This window comes from Borrelia anserina Es (genome assembly GCF_001936255.1).
Classification (GTDB): Bacteria; Spirochaetota; Spirochaetia; order Borreliales; family Borreliaceae; genus Borrelia; species Borrelia anserina.
This window is the reverse complement of the sequence record NZ_CP013704.1, coordinates 123,566-145,313: the sequence shown is the minus strand read 5'-3', so window position 1 is coordinate 145,313 and position 21,748 is coordinate 123,566. Positions and strand designations below refer to the sequence as shown.

The following is a 21,748-nucleotide window of genomic DNA, read 5'->3' as shown; positions in this document are numbered from 1 at the left end:
TTTATGAGTAGAGATTTTATAGTTGCTAATATAGATAAAGTTTTTAATTTTTTAGTTGACAATTATTCAAATTCTAGCGGTATAGGTTTTGCAAAGAGCGTTAATTTTTTTTATGACAACTTGAAAAAATTGTTTCTTTTCATTAATCCTGTTCTTTTTATTATTATAATTTGTGTTTTAAGCTTTTTGTTTTTAAAAAAAAGATTGGCACTTTTGATTATGTTAGGATTTTGCTTTATTTTATATTTTAATCTTTGGGAAGTTTCCATGGATACGATATCAATTATTTTTGTGTCTGTATTCTTTTCAGTGATTTGGGGAATTTTAATAGGTATTTTAAGTGGATATTACTCAAAGTCTTATGTATTTTTAAAACCTTTGCTTGATTTGATGCAGTCAATGCCTCCATTTATTTATTTAATACCTGCAATACCTTTTTTTGGTATGGGTACGTCTTCAGCTATTTTTGCTACAATAATTTTTGCAATGCCGCCGGTTATTAGATACACAAGACTTGGAATTATTCAAGTTCCAGGTGAAGTTATTGAGGCTGCTAAGTCTTTTGGAAGTAGTAATGTTCGTATTCTTTTTCAGATCCAGTTACCATTGGCTCTTCAAAGCATAATAGAAGGGATTAATCAATCCATAATGATGGCGATATCTATGATAGTAATTGCGGCAATGGTTGGTTCATCGGGGCTTGGTAGGACTGTAATATATTCTGTTGAAAGATTGCATTTTGGCGAGGGTTTAATATCTGGGTTAGCTGTTGTGATAATAGCTATTATTTTAGATAGAATCATGCAGGCTATTTTTATTAAGTTTAGTTACTTAAATACTGATAATTATGGGATAAAAAAAGAAAATAGGTTCAAAAGATTTTTAGAAATGTATAATAAATAGTATTTTATTTTTATTTGATAGGAGGAAGATTAATATATGAAAGGTTTATTAATATCTGTTTTTATGATCTTTATTTTAACTTTGTTTTCTTGTAATAAAAATGATGATTCTAAGGATAGTGATTTACAGAGTTCAAGATCGGTCAAAATTGCGTATGTTAATTGGATAGGAGAAACAGTTGCTACTAATATTATGAAAGTTGTTTTTGAGAAGATAGGATATAGTGCAGAGATATTGCCTGTTACAGCATCTATTATGTATCAATATTTGGCATCGGGACAGGTAGATGGTATGGTATCTGCTTGGATTCCTACTGCCGATAAATTTTATTATGAAAAATTTAAAGGTAAATTTGTTGATCTTGGTGCTAATTATGAGGGAACATTGCAAGGATTTGTAGTGCCAAGTTATGTTACAATTTCGAGCATTGCTGAACTTAAGGGTAGAGGAGCTGAATTTAAAAATAAAATTGTGGGCATAGATGCTGGAGCAGGTACGCAGCTTTCTGTGGAAGAAACCCTCAATCGTTATGAATTAGATAAAGAGTATGAACTTATTTCTTCAAGCGAGAGCGTGATGCTTGCGAGTCTAGAATCTGCAATTAAGAAGCGTGAGTGGATTTTAATCCCTTTATGGAAGCCCCATTGGGCATTTGCTAAATATGATATTAAATTTTTAGATGATCCTTTGTTATCAATGGGGGGGCCTGAGAATGTTCATTCGCTTGTTAGGATTGGACTTCAAGAGGATGATCCTGATGCTTATTATTTATTTGATAATTTTTATTGGGGTGATGATTTGTTGTTGCCTTTAATAGAGAAAAATTATAAGGAGCCTGGACAGGAATATAGAAATGCTGTTGAATTTGTTAATACTCATAAAGAATATGTTAAAAATTGGGTTCCAGATAAATATAAGCATTTATTTGATTAGTCTTGTTCTAAATTCTTTTAATGATTTTAGTATTGGCTTTTTGGTTGGTATTGGATCAACTCCTCCTTTAAATAGTGCATTGCATCTAACCAGTCTTAATGTAATTAGAATAAAGGCTATCATAATGTTGTATTTTTTTAGGCATTTTAATGCGTAATTTGAACAGTTGGGTTTATATAAACAGCAAGGTCCAATAATTTTAGAGAAAGTACTTTGGTATATTTTTATCAATAGGACAAATATTAGATTGGATATCATCAAAATCTTTTGTAAGATGTACATGTGCATAATAATAACATATATATTATTATTATTAAATCTTATAATATAATTAGTGACAAATGGATGTTTTACTTTATTTATTATTTATAGATAGAATAAGGGTTAAAGGTTTATTATTAATTTTTGTTTTGTTGTTTTTTTCTTATTCTTCTTATGCAGAAGTAATTATTAAAATATCTGCTGAAGATGCTGTTAGTATGGCTTTGGAAAACAGTTTGGATCCTAAGGATACTGAGTATAAAGAAAAGATAAAAGAAATATACAAGGATAATTCATGGAATATTTTTGTTCCAAATATAGCGTTTAGTTCAAATTTTTCAAGACAAAACTCTTTTATGCCTAATATGGGAGGAATTGGGGATTGGAGCTTAAGTTTTGGTGTTTCTGCTGATATTGCAATATCTCCTGCTGATTTTAGTAAAATTAGATTTGCCATTTTGGAATATGAAAATGCCAAGATAAACAGAGAGAAAGCTACTAAAATTATTAAATTGCGTGTTCTTAAAATTTATAATGAACTTTTGGCTTTTAAAAGTATCTTGGACTTTTTTAAAAGTCAGGTTAAGAGTGGCAAACTTACATTTGATCAAGTGAAAGTAGCTTATCATTCTGGACTTATTACTGAGATAGATTATCTTGATGCTAAACTAAAGTATGGTAAAGTGCAGCTTGATTTAGATGAACAAATTATTAAATTTGAGGAGACAAAAAATAGGTTAAAACTATTGTTAGGGTTGGATGTTTCTCAAGATTTTGAAACTATAGGAGAACTATCAGATGAGGTGTCAAATGTTTCATTGTTTAATGAAGTCATAGATGTTAACGAACATCTAGAGGTAAGAGAGTTGAATAATTTTTTTAAAATTACTCAACTCTCTCTTGATGATCGTTGGCTGAATGTCTTCTTGCCAAGATTATCGTTATCAGTTTCTTATAATCCTGGAAGTATTTTTTTGGGTAATGATTGGGGAGGTTTATTGAATCGGGGAGGGGGATTTCAGTTTTCTTTCAGCTTGACTTATAATTTAACTGAAATTTTGCCATTTTCTAAAAGCTTTGTGGAGATATGGGAACAAGATTGTAAGTTAAAAATATTAAAAAGTCAAATTGAAAATAAGATACGTGAATTTAAATTCAACATTGTGCAGAAGCGTAAAATTGTAAGATTATATGAATCTATGTTAAAGCATTCTAAGATGAATTTGGAAATTGCTAAGAAGAATTATCATCTGGTTTTTGATGCCTTTAATGGAGGGGCTGTGGATCTTATAAAATTAAATAACATAGAAATTTCCTATAAACAGAGTAATTTGCAATTTATAAAAGATAAACTAAATTATGCTAATGCAGTACTTGAATATCAAGATTTACTGGATTAGTTAAATTGGTAAGGATATTTTATGAGTTTAATTTTTAATATTAAGTATCATTTAAATTATTGTTTATTTTTTTTAGTTTTGTTATTTACTTTTTCATGTAATGAGGAGCTTGACAGTGAAGCTCAAGAAGATATTAGTACTAATGATGCTGATATGGTTTATAAATTTCCAGTTATTGCAATGAAAGTTCGGCGGGGTGTTTTGAGTAATTATATTACTTTGAATGGTGATGTAGAGACCAAAATTAAAGCTGAGGTATTTCCAGATGTTACAGGCAAAATAGTATCTCTTAATATCAAGCTTGGAACTTATGTAAGGAAGGGCCAAATAATTGCAACGCTTGATGCTTCAAAGCCAGGTTTTCTTTATTTAAAAAATTCAGTGAGATCTCCAATTTCTGGATATGTTTTATCTATTAGTCGAAAAATTGGAGAAATAGTTGGGCCTCAAACAAGTATTGCTTTAATAGGTAAAATGGATTTAATACAGATTAAAACTTATGTTTCTGAGAAAGATATCTTAGATATTAAGATTGGTAATGATGCAATTATTGAGCTTGAATCCTATCCTAATGAAGAATTTAGAGCTAAAATTTCAGAAATGTCTCCCGTTTTAGATTTTAAGAGTCGTGCTGCTGTAGTATATCTTGAACCTATAGGGAACAATACAAATAAGATGATTGTTGGTATGTTTGTTAAGATTAAACTTATTACTAAACGTTTAGAAAATGTTATTAAAATTCCAAGTCATGCCTTTATTGAACGAGGTGGTAAACCTTGTGTATTTAGGGTAAGTGCAGATATGAAAACAGTTGAGATGGTTTTTCCTTTAATAGGCTTTGGGGTAGATAATATTGTGGCTGTTCATGATGGTATTAATGAAGATGATTTAATTGTAATTGAGGGTATTTCTTCGCTTTCTGATGGAGCTTATGTGAATATAGTTGATATTCAAGATGGGCTTGCTGTTGCAGGCAATGTTTGATTTTTGAGGTTAAGTGTGTTAGTAAAGAGAGTTGTTGGCAAACCAATAACGATGTTAATATTGTTTTCATTGTTGGTTATGATTAGTGTTTATACTTTTTCAAGATTAAAGATAGATCTACTGCCCAGCATTGAAGAAAATTACATCACTGTGTCTACACATTATGCGGGAAGTTCTGCAAAAGAAGTTGAAGAGAAAGTGACTAGTGTTTTAGAAGGTAGTTTAGCTTCAGTAAAGAATATAAAGAAGATAACTAGTAGTTCTTTTAAGAGTCAAAGTAGTATTAATCTTCAATTTTATCATGGTACCGATTTGGATTTGGCCTTGAATGAAATAAGAGATGCACTTGAGCTTTCAAAAAACCTTCTACCTAAAGAAGTAGACTTGCCTAGGATTTATAGGGGACGTTTAGATAGTTCGTCAGTACTAACATTTGTTATTTATGCAGATAGGTCTGTTTTGGAACTTAAAAAGTATGCAGATAGTGTTCTTAAACCGAAGTTAGAGAGACTTAACGGAGTTGGCCAGGTAAAAGTTGTTGGGGGTGGAGATAGACATGTTTTAATAGAGGTTTCCCAAAATAGGTTAGAAGCATATGGACTTACTTTATCAGAGATAGTTCCGTTTGTTTCTTCTCAAAATTTTGAATTTTCTGTTGGTGATATATTAGATAGCAATTTGGAGTATCAAACTCAAGTATTAGGAAAATTTAATTCGATTAGAGATTTGGAAGATGTGGTTGTTGCTTATAGAAAATCGAGTACTTATTCTTTGGGCGATAATTCTCTTGTTCAGGTTAGGCTGAGAGATATTGCAAGTGTTAAGAGCACAGCTAAAGATTTACAGGGTTATGCATATTATAATGGTAAGCCTTCTATTGTGATATCTATACAAAAACAAAGTGATGCAAATTCTGTTGCTGTTTCCGATGCAGTAAATTCAGAGATTGAGAAAATTAAGCTTATGCTTCCAAGGGATATATCTTTAGATGTTTTTTATGATAATGCTAATCATATTAAAAAGGCTATTTCTTCTGTTTCTGATTCAGCTTATTCTGGAGCAATTCTTGCATTATGTATTATATTCTTCTTTTTAAGAAGTTTTAGAGCGACGGTTATTATTGGTATTGCAATACCAATAGCTATTGTTCTTACTTTTTGTTTAATGTATTTTGCAGGTATTTCACTGAATGTTATGAGTCTTTCAGGTCTTGCTTTGAGTGTTGGTATGCTTGTGGATTGTTCTATTGTTGTAATAGAAAATATATATAGATATAGGCAGAAGGGAGCAAAGCTTGTTTCATCTGCTATTCTTGGCACACAGGAAATGATGCTGCCAATTATAGCTGCGACTCTAACATCGATTTGTGTATTTGCTCCCATGCTTATTTTTAGGGCTGAGTTGGGTATTATTGGTGATTTTGTTAGAGATTTTGCTTTTACTATTGTCATATCTTTGACGGCTTCTTTAGTTATTGCAGTATTTTTAGTTCCTGTGCTTTCAAGTTATTATGTTAGACTTTATACTACCTTTCAAAGACCTATCAAAAATAAGTTGATTAAGCGTATTGATGACTTTTGTTATAGAATTTATTCTATTGGAGAGATGTATTATGTTAAGCTGTTGAACTATATTTTAATTCGAAAAATGGCTTTTTCTCTTATTATTCTCTTTAGTTTTATTTTAAGTTTAGTTTTATTTCCTTTTTTAAATGTATCTTTTATGCCCAATGATAGTTCTTCTTTAATTCATTTTAATTTTAATTTTCCCCATAAAACGAGCTTAGAAATTTCAAAATCTTATTCAGATAAAGTTTTAGAAATTTTGAAAAGTGAGATTAAAGTTTATAAGAGTATCATTGCTGAAATAGATTCAAGTGGTTTTGTGTTTAGTGTTATATTACCTTTAAAAGAAGAAATTGATGAGAAATTTGTTGAAAGTGAAGAAGATATTCAATATAGAGTTTATAAGAGAGTTGAAAGTCTTTATCCTAATTTAAATCCTAGTGCCTCTTTAGAAAGAAGTTCTTTTGGTGGTCCTCCTATTGAGATTAAAATTACTGCTTTGGATTTTGAGTATGCAAGAGAATATGGAGAATTATTAGTTAATCTTTTAAAAAGAGAGTTTCCCAATCTTGTTAATCCTACACTTGATATACAGGAACAGCTACAAATTGATATAGAAGTAGATAGGGAAAAAGTTTATGCTTATAAAATTAATATAGAAACTCTCTCAAGAGAGATTGGGGCTAGTATTAATGGGATTTTAGCAGGAAAGTATATTGAAGATGGTGTGAGTTATGATATTTTACTTAGGCTTAATAGAGACAATGTTGCTAGTTTGAAAGATTTAGATAAAATCTTTATTACAAATGAAGTTGGTGTTAAAATTCCTCTCTCTTCAGTAGTTAGATTGAAAAAAACAAGAGGAATTAGCAAGATTCCTAGAGAGGATCAAGCCTTGGTAGTTAAACTTACAGCAGGTATTGCTCCAGGTGAGAATTTGGCTTTGGTTACGGCAAAGGTAATGGATTTTGTATCTAATAGAGTTCCTCAGAAAGATGGTATATTGGTTAAGTTTGGGGGAGAATATGATGAATTTGCAAGTAGTATGAAGCAATTTGGAGTGATAATTTTTATGGCTATCTTGCTTGTGTTTGGAGTAATGGCAGCACAATTTGAATCTCTTTTAAAACCATTCATTATTCTTTTTACCTTGCCATTGACTTTGATAGGTGTTGTATTGAGTTATTTTATATCAGGAGAAAATGTTTCTGTTTTTACTGCTGTTGGTATGCTTATGCTTGTTGGAGTTGTTGTTAATACAGGTATTGTGTTGGTAGATTATATTCATTTGTTGCTTAATAGAGGCTTTAATCTTAGAGAGGCCGTACTTGAGGCAGGACGTTCTAGATTTAGGCCAATCTTAATGTCTGCTTTAACGTCAATAATTGGACTCTTGCCTCTTGTGTTTTCAGGTTCAAGTGATACTAATCTTGTAAAGCCAATTGCTTTTACCTTTATTGGTGGGATGGTTGCTAGTACATTTTTGACTTTGCTTCTTATTCCTATGATTTTTGAAGTTTTTTCTGGGCTTTCTTTAAAAGATTTTATCTTGTTTCGTTTATGGAGTTCTGTTGATAAGATTGATCTTAAGAGAGTAGGTGAGGATCTTTCAAGTGAAAGTAAGGATTCAGATAATAAAGATAGTACTAAGGAAAAGGATAAGGTTAATGGTAATTCGGAAAATGCTTTTATTGACGAGGATTGAGATTGATAAGGGGAATGTATGTATAGAGCGGAAATAATTTCTAATTTATCTTTAGAGCTTGATCTTCATGAATATATGAATAAGATAGAGAAAGATTTGGGAGAATGTATATATTATTCTAAGATATATAATGTCCATGGAAAAGGTAGAACGGGTGAGAAGCAAGGTAATGGAATTTGGCCTGAAGAGAATTTTATTCTTGTGATCTATACTGATAAGTTGGATGTTATAGAAAGATTGAAAAATGCTGTTGAGATTTTGAGGCAAGAGTGTCCTACTGAGGGAATTCAGTTTTTTGTTATGGGCAGTTAGATATTTGTTTGTTTTTGATGATATGTATTTACTTTATAAAGCTTATATTTAATGGTAATTTGAGTTATAATTTATTTGTAGTATTCGTTATTATTAGTGTATAGTGAGATCATATGTCAATAGTAAAAACCTTTTTTGGAATTGCTAGTAAGTGTGGTAATGAAGTTGCACAGATATATAGAAGCAATAAGGATTATGTTAGAGTTACTTATGAGGATTTGAAAAATGATGTTTTGAAATTTGCATCTTTCTTAAAAAAGATAGGTTTGGGATATCAGGATAAAGTATTTATTTGCTCTGAGAATAGAATTGAATGGAGTGTTATAGATTTTTCGATTTTAGCTTTAGGTGCTGTAGATGTTCCAAAGGGAGCTGATGTTACTCTTTTTGAAGCCGAAGTAATTATCAATAATATTCGTCCTAGTATAGTAATAGTGGAAAATTTGAGTCTTCTTGATTTGGTTATTCGTGTTAACTTTAAAGTTAACCCTATTTTTATCATTATTGATGATTTAGATGAAAGAGAAAAGCTGCGGTTTAACGATTTTAAAATTTATACTTATAAAGAGTGTGTTGCAATTGGGGATGAGTCAAGACGAGATGAAGAAATTATTGAAACTTTAAATAATGTTAATCCTAATGACATGGCTACAATAATATATACTTCTGGAACTACAGGTAACCCTAAAGGAGTAATGCTTTCTCATGCTAACTTTCTTTATCAAGTATCTAGTTTTAGTCGGATGGTTAGTGTTAGTGAAGGACAAGTATTTATGTGTATTTTGCCAATTTGGCATTCATTTCAGAGATCATTTTCTTATCACATTTTTCTTAAAGGCATGACTTGTTTATTTTCAAGTATTGTTCCAAGAAACATGCTTGATGATATTAAGAATATTAATCCTCATTATATTGCAGCTGTTCCTAGGCTTTGGATTGCAATAAAGCAAAATATTTTTAAAGCGGTTGCCAAGAAATCGTTCTTGGCAAGGCTGTCATTTAAGAGTTTTGTTAAGGCGGCATGTTTGAATGATATTTGCTATAGGATAACTTTAGGATTGTACCCTGATAACGGATTTACTTTGTTAATTCCTATAAAAAAAATCTTAAGTATTTTGGGCTTAATAATTTTATTTCCTGTTACAATTTTGGGAGATTTAATCATCTTTAATAAGATAAGGAAGGTTTTAGGCAATAATTTTGTTGTTGGAATAACTGGTGGGGGTAGCATATCTTCGTCTGTTGTTAGATTTTTTAACTCAATTGGAATTGAGCTTGCTAATGCTTATGGATTAACAGAAGCATCCCCTGGTGTTGCTTCTAATGAGCATAAAAAGGTAATGATTGGCACTTGTGGTAGAATATTGCCTGGAACTGTTGCTGAGATTAGGGATGAGGATGGTAATGAACTTAAAAAACCAGGTAAAGGAGTCCTATTTATTAAGGGTCCTCAAATTATGATTGGATATTATCAAGACGAAGATGCTACCAGACAGGTTATTGGATCTGATGGGTTTTTGAATACGGGTGATATTGTTAAGTTGTCAAAAGATAATGTTGTTGAGATTATAGGAAGAGAAAAAGATACTATTGTTTTGAATAATGGGGAAAATATTGAACCTGCTCCGATTGAAATTAGACTTGAAGAATCTTTATTGATTGAGAAAGCTGTTGTTGTGGGTCAGGATCAGAAGTTTTTAGGTGCATTAATTCTTCCTAATTTTGAGGAGATAAATAAGTATTTAGAAAGTATAGGTCAGCAAGTTCTTGATGTTCAAAATAAGCGACAAATTATTATGAATGATATTGTTATTAAAGTCATTAGTGATGAGATAAAGAAGCTTATTAGTAGGGCTAATGGGTTTAAGCCTTTTGAGCAAATATTAAAATTTGTTCTTTTGGAAAAGCCATTTGAAGTAGGTAAGGAGATGTCTGTTAAGATGGATGTTAAGCGTAATTATATTTTAAATTTTTATAAAGATGAGATAAATAATTTATTTTCATAAATTATTTTAAGAATATTTCAAGTTCATCTATATCTTTTAATTTTGTGTTAGGTTGTTTAGATTGTTTATAGACAAAGCCATTTCCTTTTATCTTTATTTTTTTCTTTTTATAGTTTTTTAGAATTTTCATTAAATCCCTTTTGGAAAGTCCTATAAGATTTGGTAGGGATTCCATTGATTCACGTTTTATTGTGGGTTTTGGTATTCTAATTTTTGAAGAAATTTTAATTTCATTATACTTATTTTTATTTTTTCGATGTTCAATTAGTTCTATTATTTCTCTTGCCATGGGTGCAGCAATTCTTGTTCCATATATTATCTTTTTAGGATATCTGTATACTATATATATAATGTATTGTGGATTTTCTGTAGGATATATTACTAGTATTGAGGAAGTGTAATCTTTGTCTGAGTATTTGCCTGTGTTTTTATCAATTACTTGAGAAGTTCCACTTTTCGCTGAGATGTTTAGGTGTTTCATTTTAAGTTTTGGTATTCCTCCTTTATTTACGACTTCTTTCATTATTTTTAAAACTTCTTTTGCTGTGCGATTAGATATTACTCTTTTAATTTCTTCATTTGGGAGTTCTTGGATTGTATTTTCCATTTCATCGCTTATTCTTTTTATGATTTTGGGTTTTAACATAATTCCGTTATTACTTAATACGCTAGCAGCTTGTAGTATTTGAATTGCAGATACACCTATTTCTTGTCCAAATCCTATTGTGGCTTTACTTCTTCCTGACCATTTTGAATAATGTGTTAAGAGGCCTTTTGTTTCTCCGGGGAAAGGAAATCCGACCCTTTCTCCAAAACCAAAGTCTATTAATTTGTTATAGAAATATTCATTACTTACCTTATCTGTAATGTAAGCTATTCCTACGTTTGATGAATAGATTAGGATCCCACTAGAATCAATGTAGTCATAAGGGGGATTTAAAGTTTTGATTGTAACTATTTCTCCAGATTTAAATTTTTTTTGGTATATGCCGTTATCTAAAAATTTTTCATTTAATTTTAATAATCCACTATCTAATAGGATGGCTACTGTAAAAATTTTATTAATACTACCAGGTTCATAGGTTAATGAAGTGGCAAAATTGTTCCATATTTCTTTAGGATATTTTGAGTAGTAATTAGCATCATATTGTGGAAATTGAAGCATTGATAAAATTTCTCCATTCTTAGCATCCATTACTATGGTGATCATGTTTTCAGGATTGTTTTCTTTGAAGTATTTTTTTGCTATTTGGTTTATACTTTTTTGAAGATCTATGTCTATGGTCAGATATATGTTGTTTGTGCTTAGTTTTTCATTTATAGATTTTTGTTTTGTAAGATCTTCATTTAGTAAGGTATTTAGAGAAAGCTCAATTCCTGTAAGTCCGATGTTATCTGTTCCGACAAATCCTGTAATATTGCTTGTCAATTCTTTAAATGGATAAATTCTTGTGTAGTCCGGATAAAGTATGATGTCTTTTAATCTTCCTTCTGATTGAATTCTTTTAATTAATTCAGATTCTTCTCTTGTTATTTTTCTTTTTATATATATGAATCCTTTTTTAGAGGACAGTTTTTTTTTAAGTATTTGAGGTTCAATTTTCAGTATTGCACCAAGGGTTTCTGATGTATTTACAATATTTTTTATTTTATTTGGGTTTGTGCCTACTGAATGTGATTTTGAAGAAAAGGCTATTATTTTACCATTTCTGTCATAAATGTTGCCTCTTTTTGAAATGTGATTTATATTTTGAGAGAAATATTGTATGTCTTTTGAAGACATGAGCATGAAATATTTATAGATTGTCAATAGCGTTATTAATAAGAAAATTGTAAAAATGAAATTTAATCTTAGTTTACTATTAGACTTTTTATGCATTAAGTATTTTATATACTCCTTACATTATATTAGAAATTTGATAGTTAAGGATTTTAATATTAGTATTTGATTATTAATTTTTTCTCATATTTATAATATTATATTATGAAAAGATTAAATTTGAAATTAATAGAGGTTTGAATATAGTGGATATTAAAACTTTAAAAGGTTTTAGGGATTATTTACCAAAAGAAGCGTTAATTCGTACCCATGTTATAAAACAGATATATAGTGTTCTTTTTTCGTATAATTTTGATTTGATAGATACTCCTATCCTTGAGTATTCTGAATTTCTTTTCAGAAAAGGTGGGGACGATGTAGAGAAACAGATTTATCGGTTTAATGATAATGGAGATAGAGATATTTCTATGCGTTTTGATTTAACGGTTCCTTTTGCAAGATTTATGGCTACTAATAGGTCTAAGCTTAAATTTCCTTTTAGAAGATCTCAGCTAGGAAAAGTATTTAGGGGAGAGAATACTCAGAGGGGTAGGTATAGAGAGTTTATGCAATTTGATTTTGATATAGTAGGTGAGGATACTTTTCGTAGTGATGCTGAGATTTTGTCTATTGTATATCGTGGACTTGAAGAGATTTTTTTAAATTTTATAGAAGGTATTAATAGAAAGTTTGTTATTCATTTTTCTCATATTGGTATATTGAATGCTTATATTGATCAGTTGGGATTAAAGGATAAAGCCATTTTTATTTTGAGAAATATAGATAAATTAGATAAAATAGGCATTGAAAGTGTAAGAGAAAATTTGCTTTCACAATTAAGCGAAGAACATGTTGAGTTAATATTGGCATTTATCAATTTAGAAGGAACTTTTTGGGATAAATTGGAGGCCTTAAAAGGTATCTTGGGACATAATGATGCTATTAAGAGAATTGGAGATATTTTTGTACATCTGGGTACATTAGGGATTCAAGATGCTTTTAATTTTAATCTTAAGGTAGTTCGTGGACTTGATTATTATACCGGACTTGTATTTGAGGCTGAGATGATGGGCATTAATATGGGGAGTATTTGTAGTGGTGGGAGATATGATAATTTATTATCCTTATTTTCTAGCTCTTTGCAGAAAGTTTCAGGAGTAGGGGGATCTTTTGGTATTGATAGGATTCGGGATATAATTGAAATTGAAAAATTTAATTATGTTAAATTGTTTGTGGTTAAAGCTAGTTCTAGAGTATTAATTGTCAATATAGATGATAATTTACAAGATTATTATTATAAGCTTGCAGATAAATTTAGGAGACATGATTATTCCAAGGTAAGTAACATTGCTTGTGAGGTATATCCTAAGAGTAAAGATGGTAAAAATATTAAAACTCAAATAGAATATGCTCTTGATAAATCTATAAGATTTTTGATTTTTGTAGGTCAGGAGGAATATAGAGAGGACAAATTGAAGGTAAGGGACCTGACTAAAAAGGAGGAATTGTTATTATCTTTTGATGAGGCTATCAAATTTATTAAGGGTAATGACAAATTTTTATATACACCTTTTTAACTTGAAGCTTGATTGTCAGTAGATTTGCTTTCTTAGCGAATGTTAGTTCTTTTGTTTTTCTATTTTTCGGATTGTGATTGCATTTAGAGTTAGTATATTTTTGTCATAGTCATATTCTATTTGTCCTAATATTTCAACGCAATCTTTAAAGTTAATATCAATGTCAAAAGTCGTTTTTGTTGTTATTATGCCTTCAAGAGAATTTTTGTTATATCCTACATAAAAGTCAAAGCAGGCTATGTTATTTTTCTTTTCGATGTTATTTACAATGCCTTCCCATTTGACATATACATTTGAATATATTAGTGGATTTTTTTTAATTTCTTTTAAGATTATATGATCGTTGAATGTGAGAAAGTCTGGCCTTGAGATGAAACTTGCAAGATTTTTAGCTTTAAGTTTAATTGATTCTGATGCATTTGAATTTAATATCTTATTTATTTCAATCCTTGCAAAATTGTCTTTGCCTTTTTTCAGGTAGGTTTTTATTTTTTGAAATGAATTTTTGATTTCAGTTCCAGTGAGTATAAATACGAATTGTCCCTCATGGTTTTCAATCTTTTCTTTGTTATTTATTTTAATATCGTCAATGTATGCTGCTATGTTGTTAATAGCTTTTTTTTCTTTTGCTTGAGAGTTGTTTGATGTTACCTTAATTGTTTCTTTGGAATGTATAAGTAAAAATGTTGATATCAATAAGAATGAAAGAATTGCTAATGTTAATAATATTTTTATTAGTTTAGATAAATTTTTTCCTGTTTTGACTTTAATTTCTGGGAATATCTTATCATATATTTTGTTTCTATTTAAGAATAGAGCTCCTTGGATAGGATTTTTTCGAATGGTTTCTAGGGAAAGTTCTGATCGTTTTATTTCTTGATTTTCTTCTATCATTTTAAGCCATATCTGTATGGCCTTATCTTCTTTGTTTTGAGCTGCAAATAATATTGCGATTGATTGTTTGACATCTGGTTCTGTTGGATTTAGAGTATAAGCTTTTTTTAGATATGTCTGAGCATTTCCTAGGTTTCCCATTCGAAGATAAGACATTCCTAGAATATAATGATAGAAATAGTAATTCTTATAAAAAAAAATTTCCTTTTCTAGAAGTTTTACTACATCTGAGTATCTGTGAGAGTTATAATAGCGAATAGATTTATTTATAAGCTTATTAGGTTCTATTTCCATAAATTTGAAGTTACCCTCATGATTATTGTTTTATATATAAATATTATCTTAAAAAAATAAGAAATAGAATATTATTTTTTGTTTTAAAAAGGTTGGTTTGACTAAAAATTTATTAATGTTATAATTATATAAGCTCGTTTGGGATTTATACATATTTTTAAAAGTGGTGGGAATGTGTCATCAGAAAAAATCGCGGAATTAATCAAGGACATTTATTTAAGCTTCAGGAAGGGTGATTTTAAGGTAGCTTTAATGAAATCAGAAGAAGCACATTCTCTTGATTTTGATAATATTGAGATTTTGACGGCTCTAAAAAGCTCTGTATATTGGAATGGTCAAATTGAGAGTCTTGATCGGATAGATAAAGATTATGAGAAAGCTGAATTTTTAGTAAGAGAATGGAATAATTTTGCTAGAAGATATTTAAAAAAGATGAATTTTGATTTTATACAAGGTCGTAATTCGATTAAGTATTTTGTATTTCAGTTATGTTTAGATATATATAAAAATATATATAAATTACAACCAGAAAATTTAGATATTTTAGTAAAAATTGCTAAGTCTTACAAGGGAGTGGGGAATTATGATAGAGCTATAGCTGTTTTTTTGCGGATATTAGGAGATGCAAAAGACAATGCAGATGTAGTTGCTGAGCTTGCCGATTCTTATGCCCTTATTGATGAGATTAAGGAGGCTAAGGTATTATTTAGAGAGGCTTTTTTTATTAATCCCCAAAGGATAGATATAGATGCTCTTGAATCTGAGATGATACTTAAGTTGATAGAAGCTATTAAGAGTGACAGGAATATTTCCGATACTCTTGTTAAAGAGTGGATACCTGTTTATGGGGCACTCAATGGTGTTTTTAATATAAAAAGAGAATTAAGGCCTATTGAGCTTGGTCATTTAAAGCAATCTGTTTATAGTTTGCGTAATGAGCTTAAGGAGAAATCTTATAGGTCAATCAATGAGAGCATATTGCTTCCAAGACTTATTAATAAGTATTTTTGGCTTATTGATCATTATGTAAGGATAAAAGAAGATCGTGTTCGAATTGATGAAATTTTATCTTATATTAAAGAAATAGATATAGGAATATATCAGCAATATGTTAATTAGATTGATTTTAATAAAATTGATATTAGGAGAGTTGAATGTCTAATATTACTATGGAAAGATTAGATAATATCTTGCAAGAGGATAAATGGACAAGGATAGTTGTTAATAATTATTCTCTTGCTAAGATAAAGGAATTGGATGAGTTAATAGGTAGTATAATTTCTGAAAATTTAACAGAAGAGGCTTTGGATATTTGTGGTAAGCATTTAAAAGACATAAAGAAGAGTATTGCTGGTCTTTATATTTCAGGCATGCTTATATATAGTAGGCGGCCGCTTAATGATATGAGTTTACTTACAGTTGTAGACTTATTTTCTCAGAACTTGAAGTGGTCTCTTGTTGAGCATATATGTAACAAGATGCTTTTAACTTCTGAAAATAAGCATGCACTTTATACGCTTGCAAAGATATATGCGCAGAATAATGAGAATGATAAGCTTCCAGCTATTTGGATGCGCATTGTTGAAGCTGATGTTGATGATACTGTATTTGTAAGGCAACTTGCTACGCATTATGAGAATATTGATTTACAGAAATCAATATATTTTTTTAGAAAAGCTATTTACCGTTTTATTGATAAAAAACAAATGTCAGGTATTAGAGAGATATGGTCTAAGTTGATCAAGTATGTCTCTGATGATTTTGATTCTTTTCTTCTTATACTGCAGAAAGTTGAGAAAGAACTTGGCTTTAAAAAGGTTGTTGTTCTTTATGAGGATTTATATGAACATTATTCTTTGAGCGGAAATATCGATGAAACAATAGAAATTTTGAAGGGCATTTTAAAGCTTGATAATAAAAACCAGAAAGCAAGAGAAAATTTAGTTCTTTTCTTGAGGGAAAAATATAAGGATGTTAAAAATATTGAGGAGTATCTTGAAAAATCTGACATTGAGAATCTTGACAAAAATTTTTTTGATGTTTATTCTGACTTTGAGAAATATTTATTTTTTGCTAAAGGTAATTTTGTATATCATCAAACCTGGTTTGTAGGAATAGTGAAAGATGTAAATGAACAAGGTATTGTGGTTGATTTTGTTTCTAAGCGGGGGCATTTTATTAGTTTTGATATGGCTATGTCTGCTTTAACTCCTCTTGAAAAGGATGATATTCGAGTTTTAAAAGCAATTAAGCCAAAAGAGGAGCTTGTAGAAAATCTGAAGAGAGATGTTGAATGGGCCTTAAAGATAATTATTAAGAGCTATAAGTCAATTGATCTTAAAGGAATAAAAAGAGAACTTGTCCCAAGTTTAATGTCTCAGAGTACATGGAATTCTTGGAGTATAAAAGCTAAGCAAATTCTAAAAGATAATCCCCATTTTGTTATGGCATCTGAAAAAGTTGATTATTATATATATAATGAAAGAGCTTCCAACTTTAATGAAAAAATTTATGATAAATTTAAAGTAGAAAAGGACTTTTATAAAAGATATGAAATTTTTATGCACTATTGTACCACTAGTGGTGTTGAGAGGGATTTACATGTTGAAGAAGAAATGCTTAATTATTTTTTGATTTATGTTAATAATTTTACAAAGATCGATCATTATGTTATCAGTTCTTATGTGATACTTAAAGCTTTAAAAAACTCTGAGATTGGAGTTGCTTTTAAGATTAATCTTGAAAAAGATATTAATTTGGAGGTTCTCTTTAAGGAATATTCCAAGAATATAGTTGATCTTTTTGCTTCAATCTTGAATGCAGAGATTAAAAAAGAGTTGGTATCCTTAATTAAGGAAGAGTTGGTTGATTGGGTTGCTTATTATAAGCAGCTTTTTCCTTGTTATGTTAACAAGAAGTTGATCGATTCTCTTTATAAAGAAGATATAAAAGAAACTGAACAACTTTTTAATTATATTATAAAGAATTATAAAGTCTATAGGGATGCTTATATTTGGATTTTAAAGCATTATACTTCTTATTCACTTAGTTTAGATTATTCTGATTCAGAGTTGTTGGTAAATGTGATTAAGATTTTAACAGATAGTGTTATTAAGATTAATAATAAAAATAATTCTGTTGCTAATAAAAGAATTTATAAAATGGTGATTAATCTTCTAATAAAGGATGAATATCTTAGTATCGTTTTAAGTAAGGTCATGGATGAAGAGCTTGCTAAAAGGATATATATGACTTGTTTTTATATAAGAGATTTTCCTCCAAAGGATCTTTTGCACATTAAAACTTCAATAAGAACTGTGTTTAGTAATATTGAATTTGAAGATGAAAAGATGCAATTCTCGGGGGATAAAGTTGAAATAGGATTTTTAACTATTTTAAGTTCTCTTAGTAAAAAGCAAAAAGAGTTGCAGTACTTAAAAGATGTAGAAATACCAGAGAATTCTAAAGAAATTGGTAAAGCCCGTGAGCTTGGTGATTTAAAAGAAAATGCAGAATATCATTCTGCAAAGGAACGACAGCAATTCTTAACAAAGAGGTTAAATGCTCTTATGTTGGAGATAGATATTGCAAAAGTTGTTGATACTAAAGAACTTCAAAGTTCTGTTGTTGGGTTTGGAACAAAAGTTACTATGATTAATAAGATTACAGATAGTGAAGAATCTTATTTGATATTTGGACCTTGGGAATCAAACCCTGATGAAGGTATTATATCTTATAAATCTCCTTTTGGAGAGAATTTATTGGATGCAAAAGAAGGTGATGAGCTTGATTTTGTGATCAATGATACTCATTTTCAATATTATGTTAAAAAGATAGAATCTGCCAAGATTAATGAGAAAGAGTGAAATGTCAAAATTAAAAGATAAAGTAGAGATTTCTTTAGATGATAGATTAAGTAGAGAGAAGGCCGTTGAACTTGCTAGGGTTCAGATAGAAAAGGATTTTGGTAAAGGAAGTCTTATTAAAATGGGAGAGTCTCCTGTAGGTAAGGGTATAGAGAGTATATCGAGTGGTTCTATTTTGCTTGATGAGGCAATTGGTATTGGGGGATATCCGAAGGGAAGAATAATAGAAATTTTTGGTCCTGAGTCTTCTGGTAAAACTACTTTAACTCTTCAAGCGATTGCTGAAGTTCAGAAAAATGGTGGAATAGCAGCTTTTATTGATGCTGAACACGCTCTTGATCCTGTTTATGCAAGAGCTCTAGGTGTTAATGTTGATGAGCTTTGGCTTAGTCAACCTGATACAGGGGAACAAGCTCTTGAGATTGCTGAATATTTAATTAGAAGTGGTGGAATTGATTTAATTATTATTGATTCTGTTGCGGCTTTGACGCCACAAGCAGAGATTGATGGCGAGATGGGTGATTCGCAGATTGGGCTTCAAGCAAGGTTAATGAGTAAAGCTTTGAGGAAGATTACTGGCATACTTTCAAAATCTAATACTTGTATCATGTTTATTAATCAAATAAGAATGAAAATAGGTGTAATGTTTGGTAATCCTGAGACTACTACCGGAGGAAATGCTTTGAAGTTTTATTCTTCACTTCGTCTTGAAGTTAGGAAAATTGATCAGGTAACGGGTACTTCTTCGGATGACATTGTTGGTAATAAGATAAGAGTTAAGGTTGTAAAAAATAAAGTAGCGCCTCCTTTTCGTAAAGTAGAGCTTGTGATTTATTTCGGTAAAGGTATTTCACGTGAAGCTAGTATATTGGATGCTGCTATTAAGTATAATTTGGTACAGAAGACAGGTTCTTGGTATTCTATAGGAAATGATAAGTTAGGTCAAGGTAGAGAGAATGCTATTAATTATCTTGTTAGAGAAAAAGAGCTTACTTATGATCTTGAGCGTCAACTTAGAAAGATAATTTTTGAAGGATTTAATCCAGATTCTCTTAAAGTTGGTACGAATGCTAAGCAGGATAAAGAATAAATGGTAAGTTTAGATGATTATTTGATTGTTTGTAATGATTTTAAAGGAGGAATGAAATTTTTTTTTGATTATGTGAGAAATAGAAGAGAGATTTTAAAGACTTTTAATTTAAGTAAAATAATAGAAGATTTTTTGGTATTTTCTGAGAGTATTGAGATGGATGTTAAAGAATTAATTAAATTTTATTCTTTTTCAACCAGTCTGCTTTATTTAAAGACGCAAATTCTTTATCCAATAAAATTAAAAGATAAAAAGTTGATTGAAAGGGAGATAGTTAAGAAATTAATAAATTTCAGTGAAAAATGTGCAGAGTCCAAAGCTACAACTCAGAATTTACATATAAATGTACTGAAATCTTCTTTTTGTAGAGAAAATGGTGTTTTTTTGGAAAATGTGGGTAATGTTCAGAGTTATAAGGTTGATATTAATAAGACTAGGAGTAAAACCAGAGCGAAAAGGGTAGTTAAAAAGCATGATAATATGCTATGTAGTAATAAATTTAGGTCCAATGTTTTAGGTACATATGATGCTAAAATTTTGGATAAAAAAGCAAGGATTATTGCGCTTTTGACAAAGGAAGATAATTTTATTTTTGAATTTTTATTGAATTGCAATGATGAGTTTTACTTTTTTGAGAGATTCTGTTACTTTTTGGTGGTCCTTGAATATCAAATGTCAAATATTATAGATTTAGTTTATGTAAATGATGAGTTGGTTTTAAGAAAAGGAAAGAGTATTGACGAATATAAACAGCAGAGGGATTAGAGTTCATGTTTTTTTAGCAGATAGAGGTGTAGGTTCTAGGAGATTTTGTGAAGATCTTATAAGAAAAAATCTTGTCAAAATAAATGGTAATTTTGCAAAGCTTGGGGATAAGGTTTTCTTATGCGATAGAGTAGAGTATAAAAGGCAAGTATTTGTTTTTAGGGATTTTAAAGTTAAAAGTAAGGTTTATATTGCTCTTCATAAGCCTAAAAATTATTTGTGTTCCAATTTTGATCCAGAAGGGAGAAAATTGGCGGTCTCTTTAGTTCAGCCTTTGTTTAAAGAACGTTTATTTTCGATTGGTAGGCTTGATTTTAAAAGTTCTGGTCTTTTGCTTTTTACTAATGATGGTCAGTTTGCAAATAGTATTATTCATCCAAAAAGTGAGGTTGAAAAGGAGTATATTGTTGACGCAAAAAAGACTATTACTGAGGATTTGCTTATTAATTTTAAGCATGGAATAAAAATAGGAAGAGAAGTTTTTAAGTTAAAATCTTATGTGATGCTTAGTGATAGTTCTGTTAAGTTGATCTTAACGGAAGGTAAAAATAGGGAAATCCGGAAAGTTTTTTTAAGTAATAATATTTTTTTAAAGAGAATTCACAGAATCAGAATAGGTAATATTAAATTGGACAGTTTAAAAGAGGGACAAATTAGAATTGTATCTTTAGCTAAAATTAATAGGCTTAAGGCACAGATTTCGGGGAAGTGTTAATGATAATAGCAATTGATGGTCCTTCAGCTTCGGGGAAAAGTTCGGTTGCGAAAGCGTTAGGAATGCGTTTGGGTTTTAAGTTTATTAGTTCCGGTTATTTGTATAGAATAATAACTTTAATTGCTCAAAGGTTTACTTTAAACGAATATGATTTACTTAGTGAAAATAAAATTTTGGAGCTTATATCAAAAAATGATATTGAATTTAATGGTGTTGATTTTTTGCTTAATGGTATAAATGTTACGAGTCATATTTTAAATGAAAAAATAGATCTTCAGGTTTCTTTTTATTCTTCTTATATAGGTGTTAGGAATATTGTGAATAAAAAATTAAGAGAAATAGTTAAATTCAAGGATGATGATTATATAATAGAAGGTAGAGATATTACTACTGTGGTATTTCCAGAAGCTAGTATTAGAATATATCTAGATGCTTCTGTTAAAGTGAGAGCTTTAAGACGGTATGATCAGAGGGATAATGCTTCAACCTTAAATAAGTTAGAGCAGGCATTAGAGAGACGAGATGAAATTGATCAAAATAGAGAGTACGGTAAATTGAAATTAGATAAAGAAGTTTTTTATATTGATTCAAGCTATAAGTGCTTGGATGATGTATGTGATGTTATCATGAAGACGTTTAATTTGAAAAAAAAGTGATAG

The 21,748-nt window shown here is 29.8% G+C and carries 16 protein-coding genes and 1 pseudogene; 14 read left to right on the top strand and 3 right to left on the bottom strand.

What is annotated here, in order from left to right:
- The first annotated feature begins 3 nt into the window (after window positions 1-3).
- Both N187_RS00710 and N187_RS00705 read left to right on the top strand, forming a co-directional pair.
- Window positions 4-903, top strand: coding sequence for an ABC transporter permease (locus N187_RS00710; protein WP_025419370.1), 900 nt, complete (start codon window positions 4-6; stop codon window positions 901-903).
- Between the two features lie 36 nt (window positions 904-939).
- A complete protein-coding gene (locus N187_RS00705) occupies window positions 940-1,836 on the top strand; it encodes a glycine betaine ABC transporter substrate-binding protein (protein ID WP_025419369.1) in 897 nt (298 codons plus the stop codon).
- On the opposite strand, the gene yidD is transcribed toward N187_RS00705, so the two are convergent.
- Window positions 1,825-2,094 (bottom strand): membrane protein insertion efficiency factor YidD, encoded by a 270-nt coding sequence (yidD, locus tag N187_RS00700; protein WP_233275038.1) that lies wholly within the window; start codon window positions 2,092-2,094, stop codon window positions 1,825-1,827. The genes N187_RS00705 and yidD overlap by 12 nt on opposite strands.
- 83 nt (window positions 2,095-2,177) lie before the next feature.
- Here yidD and N187_RS00695 point away from each other — a divergent pair, with 83 nt between their 5' ends.
- The 5 genes from N187_RS00695 (at window position 2,178) to N187_RS00675 (ending at window position 10,069) form a co-directional block, all read left to right on the top strand.
- Window positions 2,178-3,497, top strand: coding sequence for a TolC family protein (locus N187_RS00695; protein ID WP_038443348.1), 1,320 nt, complete (start codon window positions 2,178-2,180; stop codon window positions 3,495-3,497).
- Window positions 3,498-3,518: 21 nt separating this feature from the next.
- Complete coding sequence (locus N187_RS00690; RefSeq protein WP_075550296.1) at window positions 3,519-4,481, top strand: efflux RND transporter periplasmic adaptor subunit; 963 nt, start codon at window positions 3,519-3,521, stop codon at window positions 4,479-4,481.
- Window positions 4,482-4,496: 15 nt separating this feature from the next.
- The gene (locus N187_RS00685) at window positions 4,497-7,751 is read left to right on the top strand and encodes an efflux RND transporter permease subunit (RefSeq protein ID WP_038443346.1); all 3,255 of its coding nucleotides are present in this window, start codon (window positions 4,497-4,499) and stop codon (window positions 7,749-7,751) included.
- Between the two features lie 18 nt (window positions 7,752-7,769).
- On the top strand, window positions 7,770-8,063 hold the full coding sequence (locus tag N187_RS00680; RefSeq protein WP_025419368.1) for a PG0541 family transporter-associated protein: 294 nt from the start codon (window positions 7,770-7,772) through the stop codon (window positions 8,061-8,063).
- A gap of 113 nt (window positions 8,064-8,176) precedes the next feature.
- A complete protein-coding gene (locus N187_RS00675; protein WP_025419367.1) occupies window positions 8,177-10,069 on the top strand; it encodes an AMP-binding protein in 1,893 nt (630 codons plus the stop codon).
- Between the two features lies 1 nt (window position 10,070).
- Here N187_RS00675 and N187_RS00670 read toward each other — a convergent pair whose 3' ends face one another.
- Window positions 10,071-11,948 (bottom strand): penicillin-binding transpeptidase domain-containing protein, encoded by a 1,878-nt coding sequence (locus N187_RS00670; protein ID WP_025419366.1) that lies wholly within the window; start codon window positions 11,946-11,948, stop codon window positions 10,071-10,073.
- A gap of 146 nt (window positions 11,949-12,094) precedes the next feature.
- On the opposite strand from N187_RS00670, the gene hisS reads away from it, so the two are divergent.
- Window positions 12,095-13,465 carry a histidine--tRNA ligase gene (gene hisS, locus N187_RS00665; RefSeq protein WP_025419365.1) on the top strand — a complete coding sequence of 457 codons (1,371 nt, stop codon included), beginning with the start codon at window positions 12,095-12,097 and terminating at the stop codon, window positions 13,463-13,465.
- 42 nt (window positions 13,466-13,507) lie between these two features.
- Here hisS and N187_RS00660 read toward each other — a convergent pair whose 3' ends face one another.
- Entirely contained in the window at window positions 13,508-14,647 is a 1,140-nt protein-coding gene (locus N187_RS00660) for a tetratricopeptide repeat protein (RefSeq protein ID WP_025419364.1), read from the bottom strand.
- A gap of 180 nt (window positions 14,648-14,827) precedes the next feature.
- On the opposite strand from N187_RS00660, the gene N187_RS00655 reads away from it, so the two are divergent.
- The 6 genes and pseudogenes from N187_RS00655 (at window position 14,828) to cmk (ending at window position 21,745) form a co-directional block, all read left to right on the top strand.
- Window positions 14,828-15,772: a tetratricopeptide repeat protein gene (locus N187_RS00655; RefSeq protein WP_025419363.1), complete on the top strand. Its 945-nt coding sequence runs from the start codon at window positions 14,828-14,830 to the stop codon at window positions 15,770-15,772.
- Window positions 15,773-15,807: 35 nt separating this feature from the next.
- On the top strand, window positions 15,808-18,519 hold the full coding sequence (gene greA / locus N187_RS00650; protein WP_025419362.1) for a transcription elongation factor GreA: 2,712 nt from the start codon (window positions 15,808-15,810) through the stop codon (window positions 18,517-18,519).
- A gap of 1 nt (window position 18,520) precedes the next feature.
- The gene (recA, locus tag N187_RS00645) at window positions 18,521-19,609 is read left to right on the top strand and encodes a recombinase RecA (protein WP_025419361.1); all 1,089 of its coding nucleotides are present in this window, start codon (window positions 18,521-18,523) and stop codon (window positions 19,607-19,609) included.
- The gene (locus N187_RS00640) at window positions 19,610-20,374 is read left to right on the top strand and encodes a hypothetical protein (RefSeq protein ID WP_025419360.1); all 765 of its coding nucleotides are present in this window, start codon (window positions 19,610-19,612) and stop codon (window positions 20,372-20,374) included.
- A pseudogene (locus tag N187_RS00635) lies at window positions 20,355-21,105 on the top strand (pseudouridine synthase). The gene N187_RS00640 and the pseudogene N187_RS00635 overlap by 20 nt, the downstream one beginning before the upstream one ends.
- Window positions 21,089-21,745: a (d)CMP kinase gene (cmk, locus tag N187_RS00630; protein WP_025419359.1), complete on the top strand. Its 657-nt coding sequence runs from the start codon at window positions 21,089-21,091 to the stop codon at window positions 21,743-21,745. The pseudogene N187_RS00635 and the gene cmk overlap by 17 nt, the downstream one beginning before the upstream one ends.
- The last annotated feature ends 3 nt before the right edge of the window (window positions 21,746-21,748 follow it).

Bases quoted from the DNA above. Each gene is read 5' to 3' on its own strand.
- N187_RS00710 (WP_025419370.1), top strand. From the start codon at position 4: ATGAGTAGAGATTTTATAGTTGCTAATATAGATAAAGTTTTTAATTTT.
- N187_RS00680 (WP_025419368.1), top strand. From the start codon at position 7,770: ATGTATAGAGCGGAAATAATTTCTAATTTATCTTTAGAGCTTGATCTT.
- N187_RS00670 (WP_025419366.1), bottom strand. From the start codon at position 11,948: ATGCATAAAAAGTCTAATAGTAAACTAAGATTAAATTTCATTTTTACA.
- greA (WP_025419362.1), top strand. From the start codon at position 15,808: ATGTCTAATATTACTATGGAAAGATTAGATAATATCTTGCAAGAGGAT.
- N187_RS00695 (WP_038443348.1), top strand. From the start codon at position 2,178: ATGGATGTTTTACTTTATTTATTATTTATAGATAGAATAAGGGTTAAA.
- N187_RS00705 (WP_025419369.1), top strand. From the start codon at position 940: ATGAAAGGTTTATTAATATCTGTTTTTATGATCTTTATTTTAACTTTG.
- recA (WP_025419361.1), top strand. From the start codon at position 18,521: ATGTCAAAATTAAAAGATAAAGTAGAGATTTCTTTAGATGATAGATTA.
- yidD (WP_233275038.1), bottom strand. From the start codon at position 2,094: ATGATATCCAATCTAATATTTGTCCTATTGATAAAAATATACCAAAGT.
- N187_RS00675 (WP_025419367.1), top strand. From the start codon at position 8,177: ATGTCAATAGTAAAAACCTTTTTTGGAATTGCTAGTAAGTGTGGTAAT.
- cmk (WP_025419359.1), top strand. From the start codon at position 21,089: ATGATAATAGCAATTGATGGTCCTTCAGCTTCGGGGAAAAGTTCGGTT.
- N187_RS00690 (WP_075550296.1), top strand. From the start codon at position 3,519: ATGAGTTTAATTTTTAATATTAAGTATCATTTAAATTATTGTTTATTT.
- N187_RS00640 (WP_025419360.1), top strand. From the start codon at position 19,610: ATGGTAAGTTTAGATGATTATTTGATTGTTTGTAATGATTTTAAAGGA.